Origin of the sequence: Thiohalorhabdus sp. (genome assembly GCF_036628635.1) — a bacterium.
In the GTDB taxonomy this organism is placed as follows: Bacteria; Pseudomonadota; Gammaproteobacteria; order Thiohalorhabdales; family Thiohalorhabdaceae; genus Thiohalorhabdus.
Genome location: NZ_JAZKRM010000062.1, coordinates 1 through 10,372, shown reverse-complemented (window position 1 = coordinate 10,372; position 10,372 = coordinate 1). Strand labels below are relative to the sequence as shown.

The 10,372-nt window shown below is 64.4% G+C and carries 12 protein-coding genes and 1 pseudogene; 8 read left to right on the top strand and 5 right to left on the bottom strand.

Annotation, left to right across the window (positions count from 1 at the left end):
- Positions 1-87: 87 nt before the first annotated feature.
- Positions 88-999 carry an energy transducer TonB gene (locus V5A19_RS12815; RefSeq protein ID WP_332327885.1) on the bottom strand — a complete coding sequence of 304 codons (912 nt, stop codon included), beginning with the start codon at positions 997-999 and terminating at the stop codon, positions 88-90.
- Positions 1,000-1,194: 195 nt separating this feature from the next.
- On the bottom strand, positions 1,195-3,621 hold the full coding sequence (locus V5A19_RS12810; RefSeq protein WP_332327884.1) for a sensor domain-containing protein: 2,427 nt from the start codon (positions 3,619-3,621) through the stop codon (positions 1,195-1,197).
- 1,120 nt (positions 3,622-4,741) lie between these two features.
- On the opposite strand from V5A19_RS12810, the gene V5A19_RS12805 reads away from it, so the two are divergent.
- Together V5A19_RS12805 and V5A19_RS12800 are read left to right on the top strand one after the other, a co-directional pair.
- Positions 4,742-5,548 (top strand): IS481 family transposase, encoded by an 807-nt coding sequence (locus tag V5A19_RS12805; protein WP_332327883.1) that lies wholly within the window; start codon positions 4,742-4,744, stop codon positions 5,546-5,548.
- A gap of 456 nt (positions 5,549-6,004) precedes the next feature.
- Positions 6,005-6,229, top strand: coding sequence for a hypothetical protein (locus tag V5A19_RS12800; RefSeq protein ID WP_332327882.1), 225 nt, complete (start codon positions 6,005-6,007; stop codon positions 6,227-6,229).
- A 132-nt stretch (positions 6,230-6,361) separates the two neighbouring features.
- Here V5A19_RS12800 and V5A19_RS12795 read toward each other — a convergent pair whose 3' ends face one another.
- Genes V5A19_RS12795 through V5A19_RS12785 form a run of 3 tightly spaced genes read right to left on the bottom strand, consistent with a single transcriptional unit; the run spans position 6,362 to position 7,188 of the window.
- Positions 6,362-6,634 (bottom strand): DUF3368 domain-containing protein, encoded by a 273-nt coding sequence (locus V5A19_RS12795; protein ID WP_332327881.1) that lies wholly within the window; start codon positions 6,632-6,634, stop codon positions 6,362-6,364.
- Between the two features lie 39 nt (positions 6,635-6,673).
- Positions 6,674-6,862: a hypothetical protein gene (locus V5A19_RS12790; RefSeq protein WP_332327880.1), complete on the bottom strand. Its 189-nt coding sequence runs from the start codon at positions 6,860-6,862 to the stop codon at positions 6,674-6,676.
- Positions 6,859-7,188, bottom strand: a complete 330-nt coding sequence (locus V5A19_RS12785; protein ID WP_332319530.1) for a type II toxin-antitoxin system prevent-host-death family antitoxin — start codon at positions 7,186-7,188, stop codon at positions 6,859-6,861. Before V5A19_RS12785 ends, V5A19_RS12790 begins: the two co-directional genes overlap by 4 nt.
- On the opposite strand from V5A19_RS12785, the gene V5A19_RS14415 reads away from it, so the two are divergent.
- The 6 genes and pseudogenes from V5A19_RS14415 (at position 7,181) to V5A19_RS14410 (ending at position 10,121) form a co-directional block, all read left to right on the top strand.
- On the top strand, positions 7,181-7,621 hold the full coding sequence (locus V5A19_RS14415) for a type II toxin-antitoxin system Phd/YefM family antitoxin (RefSeq protein WP_443081502.1): 441 nt from the start codon (positions 7,181-7,183) through the stop codon (positions 7,619-7,621). The genes V5A19_RS12785 and V5A19_RS14415 overlap by 8 nt on opposite strands.
- Positions 7,621-8,055, top strand: coding sequence for a type II toxin-antitoxin system VapC family toxin (locus V5A19_RS12780; RefSeq protein ID WP_332319529.1), 435 nt, complete (start codon positions 7,621-7,623; stop codon positions 8,053-8,055). Before V5A19_RS14415 ends, V5A19_RS12780 begins: the two co-directional genes overlap by 1 nt.
- Before the next feature lie 268 nt (positions 8,056-8,323).
- Positions 8,324-8,668: a MarR family EPS-associated transcriptional regulator gene (locus tag V5A19_RS12775; RefSeq protein ID WP_332319528.1), complete on the top strand. Its 345-nt coding sequence runs from the start codon at positions 8,324-8,326 to the stop codon at positions 8,666-8,668.
- Between the two features lie 104 nt (positions 8,669-8,772).
- The gene (locus V5A19_RS12770; protein WP_332319527.1) at positions 8,773-9,000 is read left to right on the top strand and encodes a type II toxin-antitoxin system HicB family antitoxin; all 228 of its coding nucleotides are present in this window, start codon (positions 8,773-8,775) and stop codon (positions 8,998-9,000) included.
- 519 nt (positions 9,001-9,519) lie between these two features.
- Entirely contained in the window at positions 9,520-9,750 is a 231-nt protein-coding gene (locus V5A19_RS12765) for a DUF433 domain-containing protein (protein WP_332319526.1), read from the top strand.
- A pseudogene (locus tag V5A19_RS14410) lies at positions 9,747-10,121 on the top strand (DUF5615 family PIN-like protein). The gene V5A19_RS12765 and the pseudogene V5A19_RS14410 overlap by 4 nt, the downstream one beginning before the upstream one ends.
- Positions 10,122-10,372 lie beyond the last annotated feature (251 nt).

Below are 10,372 nucleotides of genomic sequence, written 5' to 3'. Positions count from 1 at the left end.
GACCTCCGGCCTCGCAATTCCGAAGAGAGGGGCTCCCGCCTGGGGTTAGTCCGATCTCCGCCCAACCCATGACCCTTGGACGACGCGTCACCGCTGCGACAACCGGAACCGGATCGGCACCTTCACCGTGCCGGCAACGGGATGACCGTCCTCCTTCGCCGGGCGGAAGGTCCAGTCGGTCACCGTCTCCCGGGCGGCCCGGTCGAGGACGGCGTGGCCGGAGCTTTCGGCAATCGTCACCTCCGTGGGCCGGCCGCCGGGATCCACCGCGACTTTCAGGATAACCTGGCCCTCCAGGTGGCGCCGACGGGCCCGGCTGGGGTAGGCCGGGGCGGGGTTGTCGCGATAGCCGGCGGGCACCCCTGGCGGCCGGTAATCGCTTCCATCGCCGGCGTCCTCGGCGGCGTCCTCGGCCTCGGGCTCGGCCGCGGCGGGCCGGGGCGGATCCTCTGGGCTGGCCTGCTCGCTGGCGGCCGCCTCCGGCCCGCTTTCCTCGCCCGGCGGCTCGCTGGGCTGCCGGGGCTCCTGGCTTCGGGAATCGGGGACGGGCTCCCGATCCGCCTCGGCGAGGCGCTTCTTGATGGGCCCGCCGTTGCCGATGACCTCGGGCTCGGGAGGCCTTTCCGGTGCGGTTGGCCCTGGGGGCTGGTCGGAGGCCTCAGGTGTCGGCTCGGGGGAGCGTTCGTCGGGGGGGTCCTCGGCGGGGGGCGGGGACCCGCCGCCTTGCCGGGGGCTATCCCCGCTTTTGCCGGCCTCGGCGGTCTCCTCGGCGACGGCCTTCCCCGGCACCTCCACCATCTCGAACCCGCGGGGCGGGGGCTCGGCTTGCCGGGTGGCGCCGGAATAACCGGCCAGCCCGGCAGCCACCGCCACGTGCAGCGCCACCGCCCAGACGAAGGCGGCCAGAACCGGCAGGAGGCGCCGGCCGCTGCGGTGGGGCAGGGGGTCTGGAATGAGGGTCCGGACCATGATCGCTTTGAGCTGGTGGGATTCCGGCACCGAGCCTACCAGAGCAAGCGCTCAATGGGGGCGGTTCAGGGCTCGCTCCGGCAGATCGCCACGGCCCTGTCGGGCCTCGCGATGACGGCAAGGCGGGGCCCCGGGCCGGCGACTCGCCGCGGGCCCCTGCCGAGCCCACCCGCTGTCATTGCGAGCGCAGCGAAGCAATCTGCCGGCCAGGGGTGCACCCGCCCCTCAGTCGCCGGCCAGGAAGGTCCGTTCGAGCTCGTGCGCGCGCAGGGGGTGGGCGTAGAGGAAGCCCTGGCCCTCCTGAATGCCCAGACCGCGCAGATAGGCCGCCTCTTCCGGGCGCTCGATGCCCTCGGCGGTGATCCGGCAGCGGAAGCCCTCGGCGAAGCCCAGCAGCCCCCGGAGAATGGTCCGGTTGCCGGGATCGTGGTCCACCCCCTGGATGAAAGCGCGGTCGATCTTCATCCGGGAAACCGGCAGCTGCTGAAGGTTGGCCGGTGATGAGTAGCCCTTGCCGAAGTCGTCGAGGGCGATGACCACGCCCAGCTCGGCCAGGGCTTCGAGCTCCTCCAGCGCTATCTCCTCATCCCAGAGGACGGCTTCCTCGGTAATCTCCAGCTCCAGCCAGCCGGGCGCGACCCCGGTTTCCTCCAGGATGGCCGCGACTTGGGTGCTAAAGCCCCTGCGGGTCAGCTGTATCGGAGAAAGGTTCACCGCCAGCCGCTCCAGCGAGTAGCCCTTGGCCCACCAGTCGCGGAAGGCCTGGCAAGCCTGCTTGAGCACCCCGGCGCCAAGCTGATGGATCAGGCCGGTGCGCTCCGCCACGCTGATGAAACGGCCTGGCGGGATCCACTCGCCGCTATCCGGGAAGCGGCAGCGAACCAGAGCCTCGACGCCGATGATCGCGCCGGTGGGTAGGCGGACGAGGGGCTGGAAGAAGGGCTCGCAGGCCTCCTCCGCAAGGGCTTGATGCAGACCGTGCTCCACCTGGAAACGGTCGGTAGCGGCCTGGGTGTGCCTGGGGGAGAAAAAGCGGTAGCTGTGGCCGCCGGCCCCTTTGGCCTCGAACAGGGCGGTGTCTGCCTGCTGCAGCAGGGTCGACGTATCCTCGGCATCGGCGGGAAAAAGGCTTATGCCGATGCTGATATGGGTATGGAAGGCCGTGCCCTGGATGTCGAAGCGGGGCTCCAGGGCCTGGAGCAGGGTTTCGGCCACGCGGATGACACCTTCCTCGCCCGCCACCGGGTCGAGAAGGATCACGAACTCGTCGCCGCCGAGCCGGGCCACCAGGTCCGAAGAGCGCACCGCTTCCCTGAGCCGGTGGCCCACCTGGACCAGCAGCTCATCGCCGGTGGGATGGCCCAGGCTGTCATTGAGGTCCTTGAAGCGGTCCAGATCCAGCATGAGCAGGGCCAGGGAATGCCCGCTTCGCTCGGCCCTGGAGAGGCTATGGGCCAGCTGCTCCTCGAAGTGGGTGCGGTTGGGGAGCCCGGTAAGGGGATCGTAGTAGGCCAGCTGCCGCAGGCGATCCTCCAGGACGAGGCGCTCGCTGATGTCCCGGCCGGTGGCGATGAAATGGGTGACCTTCCCATCTGAATCGCGCACGGGGCTGATGGTCTCGTCGATGTGGACCTCCTGGCCGTCCCGGGTGCGGTTGGTGAACACGTCCCGGTAAGGCTGGCCTTGCAGGAGCTGGCCCCACATGCGGGCGTAGAAATCCTGATCGTGGTGGTCCGATTTCATCAGTGCCCCCACCTTGTGGCCCTTTGCCGCCTCGGCGGCAAAGCCGGTCACCGCCTCGAAGGCCGGATTGACGTACTCCACCACCCCCTGGTTGTCGGTGATCCAGACCATATCGGCGGCCTGGTCCAGGGCGGCAAAGAGGATGTGGAGCCGGTGCTCGGCCTCGCGATAGGGGCGCAGGTCGCGGGCGATGGTGGAAAAGTAGGCCACCTCGCCGTTGCCGTCGTAGTGGGCCCGGATGATCTGGGAGACGGGCACGTGGTTGCCGTCCCCATTCAAAAAGGTGTTCTCCCCTTCCCAGAACCCGGTTTCGCGGGCTTCCGGGAAGGCTTCATTAAGGACCCGTTGGCCGTCCTCTTTCGGGTGAGCAGCCTGGACATGGGGGCGGGGGTCGCGCTCCGAAAGCGGGCTTGCGAGCAGATCCCGGGCGCTTTTGTTGCGGTAGACGACGTTGCCTTCGGGGTCGGCGATGCCAACCAAGTCCGGAGTAGACTCGAGGATCTCCGCCAGCCGCTGCCGTTCGGCCTCGAGCTCTCTGGCGGAGCTGCGGTCGTTGAGCAGGGCTACCAGATAGGTACTGCCCTCCCATTCCAGGCGGGTGATGGTGGCCTCGGCGGGGAAGGGGGTGCCGTCGGCGTGCAGTCCCCGGATCTCACCGCGCTCGCCCATGGACCGGGTGCGGTCCTCGCTGGCCAGGAACCGTTGGATATGCTCGCGGTGGGCCTTCCGAGACTCGGGTGGAAGGAGCAGGTCCAGCGGCTGGTCCAGGAGCTCGCCCTGCGCGTAGCCGAAGATGCGCTCGGCGGGGGGGTTGGCGTAGCAAATGCGCTGATCGGTGTCGATCACCACCAGCGCGTTGGGGGTTTCCTGGATCAGCCTCCGGCTGATTGCCTGCTCAAGGGAGGCCATCGCATCGCTCCTGGCATGGGCCTGCAGACCGGGGGTATGCCGCAGTGGAATCCTAACCTGGGTTGCATCTGCGGAAAACCGCCACGCGCTTCAGAGCCATTTTGTTCCAACGGCTTGGCACCAGGGGCGACCTTGGAAAAACGGCCCCACGACGTGTGTAGGAGCCCAATTCATTGGGCGAGGCGTCGGTTCGGGAGCCTCGATCCAGCACCATCTCGCCCGGCGAAGCCGGGCTCCTACAACCCCCCCGGTCCAGGAAAGGGGAAGGTCCCGATTTAGCCTGGGTCTCCCCGCTATACGTGGGGCTTCGGCTAGAGCCCATTTGCCCTGCTGGGCACTTGGACGCCGTAGCGTGGAAGCTAGGGATAGCGACCCTCATCCGGTGGGGATAACCCATTGGCCTGCCTGACTTGGCTTCTTTGGTGCTGGATTGGCGTTCGCCAAAACCCTGGGGTTGACCTGTTCCGGGACTGGAACCAGCAGGGAAGGCACGCAGCGCTCGGCCGGCGGCCACTCCCGGCTTGCGTCCGGATCCCGGCTGGTGGGGGCTTCCTCGAAAAGATCCAGGGTGTGGCTGGTCATGGAAGGAAGGTAACAAGCGGGGTAGGCAGGGGAATCGGGTACCGGCGCCTTCGGATCGCGGCGAATAGCAGGTCACCGGCGGCGAGGATGGTCTCCCTATCCGCTGCTAGGGATGGGACCCGTTCACCCAGATGCGCCCGGGGGAGATACCGGCTAATTCGGCTACGGAGAGCACAACTGCTTTTTGCTCGACCTGAAAGGCGGGATTGAGGCTCTCCGCCCGCTTGCCGAAGCGCTCTCGAGAACCAAGGGCGCAACAACCACGGTTGCCAGAACTTCTAGGAAGTCGCTTTGAAGGGTCAGCAGGTAAGGGGTTCAGCCCGCCGAATCGGAGGTGGCGTTGCGGTGGAGGGAAAATCGGGGCATTAGGTAGGCGTTGAAAAACGTCGAGAGAAGGGCCGTCTGCAAGGCGCACACCGCGCAGCGACTGAGGCATATCAACTAGATGTAAGGCCCCGGATGATTGCGTACCGCCCCGGAGCCTGGCGTATCTTGAGGGCCGACTGCTGATTGAAGCCCTGCTTGAGGAGGTCGAAGGGTGAAGCTCCCCCTCCACGGTAACGCCACAACGACCCCGCGCATCCGGGAATACATCCAGGAGTCCTCCAAGGGCGAGCGGGCTCTGGCCAAGGAGCTCGGGGTCACCCGGGACACCGTTCGACGGTGGCGCAAGAAGGGCGCCACCACCGACGGCTCCCACGTCCCCGAGCGGCTCCAGACCACCCTGGACCCGGCCACCGAAACGGTGCTGGTGGAGCTGCGCCGCCTGCTGTGGCTGCCCCTGGACGACCTGCTGCGCCTGGGCCGGGAGTTCCTCAAACCGGATCTGTCCCCCTCAGCCCTGGAGCGCTGCCTGAAGCGCAACGGCGTCTCCAATCTCCAGGCGCTGAAGGCCGAGCAGTTGGGCGAGGAGCCCCGACCGAACCGCAAGACGTTCAAGGACTACGAGGTCGGCTTCGTCCACGCGGCCATCAAGTACCTCCCCCAGCTGCCCGAGGAGACCCAGCGCCGCTATCGGTATGTCGCCATCGACCGGGCCAGCCGCTGGGTGTATTTCGAGATCCGGGCCGATCGGCGCAAGGGCTCCGCCCGGGCCTTCATCGCCAATCCGCTGGAGGCGGCGCCCTTCCGCGTGACCCATCTGCTCACCGATAACGACGGCGCCTTCACGGACCGTCTGAACCAGCCCACGGGCAAGCACCCGGTGGATCAGGTCTGCGCCGCGCACGCCGTCGAGCACCGGCTCATCCCGCCGCGCCCCCCCCAGACGATGTATGGTCCGCCCGTCGGTTGCAAACGCCGCTTGGATGGGGAGTCGGTTGCGCCAATGTATGCGGCTTCTTGATGGCGGCATTGACCTCCGAACCTCGATGAAAAGCGCGCCCGGTGATCCTTATTAATGGGGCGGTGTGGGCCACCTAACGTCTTAACCAGGTTTTTCACCGGGCGGGTTACGGTTTCCGCCATCTTTCGGGCGTTCGCCCTGACTCGGGGGGATTCCGTTTTCGGTTGTATCTATAAGCTATCTACCGGCGTTCCGGTTCAGGCCGCCGCAGCCTGAGGCCGATAGGGCTGCTCATAAACGAGGACCGCCCACGCAATCCGAGCCATCTTGTTGGCAAGACCCACGATGGCCAGGCCCCGGTGGACTTCCTCAAGGCCAAGGCCAAAAGGCGACCGGAACTATTCAAGCGGCCGGTACGGAAGCTATCGAGACCTGACACCCCATTTCCCCCGCTGGAACGAATGCCGGTGGCCGGCCGTAGGGAGGCGCTTGAAGAACCGAGCGGAGGAGCTGGACATGACGGTAGCCGATGAATGGCTTGAGCGAGGGAGGCAGGAGGGCCGGCAGGAAGGCCGACGGGAAGGAAAGGCCGCCGCCCTCCTACGCCTGGTCAAGGCCAAGTTCGGTCCAGAGATTGAGGCGGCGCACCGGGAGCGAATCGAAGGGGCGGGGACCGAGACCCTGCTTAACTGGTCGGAGCGGATCCTTACGGCGGAAACCGTGGAGGAGGTATTTCGTTAAGGCGGTTGGTCTACGTTACGTTTCAACCCCTCCAAGCCGATTCTGGAAGCCACCCGGCCGGATTAAGCGAAGGCGCTCCCCATGACGAACGCTGAGGGGGGGAGGGGGCGGGGGAGGCATGGGGGGAGGAAGTCAATTTCGTTCGCCGCTCTTTTCCAGGAGCGCTTGCCGCAACCGTTCGGATAAGCGGTATCCGTTGTGAGTTAGCGAATCCAACAAAGGCCCCACCTCGCTAACCAAGCCTTTGTGTTTGGCCGCTACGAGCACGGCCCCGGTTCCGATAACCTCAACACCAACCCGTCTGGCCTCAAGCCGCCCCCGACGCTCGTCCAGCAGCACCGGCAAGCGACTGTTCAGCGCCAGCACCAAGGCCTGTGCCTCGCCGGCATCGAGCAACCGGCCCATGGCACTCAGCCTTCGGGACCCTTCCAAAGCGACTTGGCGCTACGAGCTGTCGTGGTCCAAAATCTCCCCGATTGCCCGCGCATCCGCCCGTTCGACGGGCCTTGTGCCCTCCTCAGCCACCGCCGTGGGAACCAGAACCTCGGTGAACAAAGCGGTGGGCAAGTCCAGGTGCTCAAGCTTTGCCAACGCGATCAAAGGGCCGGCATCGGCAATGACCGCTCGGCTCATTCAAAGCCCGCAAGCTCGTCCGCCACCTCCTCGGCGGGATAATCCGCGACCGGAACCTCCAGTGCGCTCAACTCTTCAAGACACGCCGCCAAGTCCATCCCCGCAAGGAGCGCTCCACGCGCTGCGGTTACCATGCCGCTCCGGTAGAGATCCACGGCCAAGGAAAACCCGACCCCCTCCCTGAGCAGCTCCTCCGTGAACGGCACAGCCACGAACAGGGGGCGACCGCGCTTCGTCACAAGCGCGAGCTGGCCGGCTTCGGCATCTTGCGTTAGCTCACCGGTTCGTTCCCGAAGATCGCGAACCGTAAATGTTTCAATGGCCATCAACGTTCCTCCCGGCCCGATGTGCCCACACATGATAGCACAAGGCTATATCCGCCATAGCACGTCCGCTGCGACACTTGCCGGAAGGGCACCCATTTGCGCCCCGCCCATATCCCCGAGCTGCTCGGTGGCCACCGCTTGTGAGGCCTCGTTAATGCCTGTACAGTACGTACAGTTCATGGAGGCCAAAATGCAGAAGATAGGTTCTGAAGCCGCTCGGCGCCAATTGCCGGAATTGCTCGACCGAGCCCATAGCGGTGAGCCCGCGATCATCATGAAACGGGGAAAGCCCTACGCCGCCCTCGTTTCCCTTGACCAGTGTCAGCTCGCGTCGCCAAAGGCCGGACTGCTCGCGTTGCGGGGCTCCGGCTCGGGCCTTTGGGGGCAGGCGCCCGCCGAAACGGTGGGCTCCCTGCGGGGAGAGTGGGACTGATGGGCACCGGGGCGCTTGCCGAGGGCGCATGGGTAACCGTTGACACTGCGCCACTTATTTACCTGATGGAGGACCACCCCACGCTTTTGGAGGCCTACCTTCCGGTTTTCGAGAAAATCGAAGCCGGGATTCTCCATGGGGTCGTCTCAACCGTCACCCTGGCCGAATTTTTGACCGGTCCCCTACGCAACAGCGACGAAATCCTAGCGGATCGGTACTACCAAAGCCTGCTAGCCAATAATAATTGGCACATTCAAGCGCTTGACGCCGATTTGTCCTTCACGGCAGCCCGTATCCGTAGCCGCTACGACCTTAAACTGCCGGATGCCATCCAGGTGGCTACTGCCATATACAGTAACTCTTCCGCGCTCATCACCCATGACCGGGACTTCGGCAACGTTACCGAAATCCCAGTTATTGACCACGCTTCCTAGTGCCCCGGCTCCCGGTTCTTGGGCACCCAAAGGAAGTGTTGGGGGATAAGTCCTCGGGCCGGCGGCATTTCCCGCCTGGGTTCCCGCCCCCGCATTCCTGGCCGTTTAGATGTCAGGCCCAGCATTCGAGGCCTGGCGTCCCCTGGGTATCGGGCCACAACCCGGCTTGGGTTTCGGATCTGAGGGTGGGTTGATTTCTACCCCGTCGCTTGTAGGCCCCCAACCCCTATGATCTAATTGGCCAGCGTATTCAACCAGTGAACATGAATTGGCCACTGAAGACACCCACTACCACCTCCTGCGCCTGTTGGAAGCCAACCCCGAAGCCTCCCAGCGCGAGCTGGCCGAGGCCATGGGGGTTTCCCTGGGCAAGCTGAACTACCTCCTGCGCGGGCTGCTGGACAAAGGGTTGGTCAAGGCCCGCAACTTCCGCCGCTCCGACAACAAGCGCGGCTACCTCTACCAGCTCACGCCCATCGGCGTAACCGAGAAGGTGCGCATTACCCGCCGCTATCTCGCCCGGCGCCGGGCTGAGTACGAGCGCATCCAGGCCGAGATCGAGGTCCTGGAGGCGGAGCTGGGAGAGGAAGGCGCTTCGGGAATGGGGGAGTAGCTGTAAGGTCCTGGGGATTTCCGGCGCTTTACCCTCGGTGGGCCATTTTCGGTGTAAGCTGCAAAAGTGGATTCAAGAAGCTTGGCAGCATGAGAGTGAGGCCCATGTTCAAGAACCTGACGGCCGTAATTGAAAAGGAAGACGAGCTTTATCTCGCCTTCTGCCCGGAAGTGGATGTGACTAGCCAAGGCGACAGCATTGAAGAGGCCAAGGCTAACCTGCAGGAAGCTCTGGAGCTTTTCTTTGAAACGGCCTCTCCGGAGGAGGTCGATGCCCGTTTTCACGAGGACGTTTTCGTTACGAGCGTTGGGGTAGCGGTTGGGGAAGCTTAAGCCCCTTTCCGGGAAAGCCGTTATCCCATTGCTGGAAAAGCACGGATTCTCCCGGTAGGACATTGAAAAGGCTATCCGATTCGGTCAGGAAGTATCCCGAATCCGAGGGTCGACTCCTGTGGGAGCGGCCACTGGCCGCGACAGGGCGGGCCCCGATCCGGGGGGTCGGGGCTGATAGCCCCTCCCACAAGCACCGTCCCTGAATGAGGCGGATAGGCAGTATCTGTTACAGGGGCCCCGCTGAGGCAGATTGCCGCTGGCCCTTCCGGACTCTCGCAATGGCAAGGGCATCGTGAGGGCTGGAAACCATGGCCTTCCTGCCGAGAGTCAAGGGGCATGGTAGATTTCCCACAATGGCACCTTTAACCGTCGCCTTGCTTGGCATAGCGACCGGGTGCAGGTCGCCGAGCGTTAGCTGCGCGCCACGGTCAATTCCCGGGAGTGCTACTCTGAGAGGGAGCGACTGGTCATCGCTTGAGCGTAACGGGGATCCATGCCGTAAGGACTACGGAGATAGCCATGAAACCGTTCGATCGCCTAACTCAGGATCCAACAGTGATGGGGGGCAAGGCCTGCATCCGGGGAACGCGTGTAACGGTGGGAATGATCGTTGGCCAGGTTGGGGCAGGCCGTTCCATAGACGACCTTCTTGGTGATTATCCCTACCTGACCCGCGAGGATATCGAGCAAGCGCTGCGTTACGCCGCGTGGCGCGCCGAGGAGCGCGAGGTTGAGCTGAGTGGCGCATGAAGCTCCTGCTCGACATGAACCTGTCGCCGCGCTGGACTGCCGTACTTTCCGATGCAGGTTTCGAAACAGTGCATTGGTCGACGATTGGTCCCAATGACGCGCCGGATACACAGATCATGGCCTTCGCCCAAGCCAACGGCCATGTGGTGGTTACGCATGACTTGGATTTCAGCGCCATTCTCGCTGCCACTTAGGGCGATAAACCGAGCGTCGTGCAGATCCGCAGCGACGACATCAGTCCAGACACAATCGGCAATTCCGTGATTAGCGGGCTAAAACAAATGGCCGATGAGCTGGAATCGGGAGCGTTGGTCACGATCGAACCGCAGCGGACCCGGTTACGCGTTTTGCCATTGCAGCGAGACAACTGACGGCTCCGAGACTTCATCCGTCAGATTTCGATTGAAAACCCATTACCTTCTGCTCAGGGCCCTTTGGGAGCCCGGCCCTAGGCCGGCCAGTGCTAGCTTGCCGCATCGGGCCGGATCGAACCCTCTCCCGCGTGGTTGTAAGGCGATGGCTGGTGTGCTTAACTGAAACTGCTTCGTTCAACAAGTGAACAACCCTTGGCCACTGAAGACACCCACTACCACCTCCTGCGCCTCCTGGAGGCCAACCCCGA

Coding starts and splice junctions, on each gene's coding strand:
- V5A19_RS12765 (WP_332319526.1), top strand. CDS start 9,520: ATGAAACCGTTCGATCGCCTAACTCAGGATCCAACAGTGATGGGGGGC.
- V5A19_RS12800 (WP_332327882.1), top strand. CDS start 6,005: ATGACGGTAGCCGATGAATGGCTTGAGCGAGGGAGGCAGGAGGGCCGG.
- V5A19_RS14415 (WP_443081502.1), top strand. CDS start 7,181: ATGGCCATCAACGTTCCTCCCGGCCCGATGTGCCCACACATGATAGCA.
- V5A19_RS12810 (WP_332327884.1), bottom strand. CDS start 3,621: ATGGCCTCCCTTGAGCAGGCAATCAGCCGGAGGCTGATCCAGGAAACC.
- V5A19_RS12790 (WP_332327880.1), bottom strand. CDS start 6,862: ATGAGCCGAGCGGTCATTGCCGATGCCGGCCCTTTGATCGCGTTGGCA.
- V5A19_RS12785 (WP_332319530.1), bottom strand. CDS start 7,188: ATGGCCATTGAAACATTTACGGTTCGCGATCTTCGGGAACGAACCGGT.
- V5A19_RS12780 (WP_332319529.1), top strand. CDS start 7,621: ATGGGCACCGGGGCGCTTGCCGAGGGCGCATGGGTAACCGTTGACACT.
- V5A19_RS12795 (WP_332327881.1), bottom strand. CDS start 6,634: ATGGGCCGGTTGCTCGATGCCGGCGAGGCACAGGCCTTGGTGCTGGCG.
- V5A19_RS12770 (WP_332319527.1), top strand. CDS start 8,773: ATGTTCAAGAACCTGACGGCCGTAATTGAAAAGGAAGACGAGCTTTAT.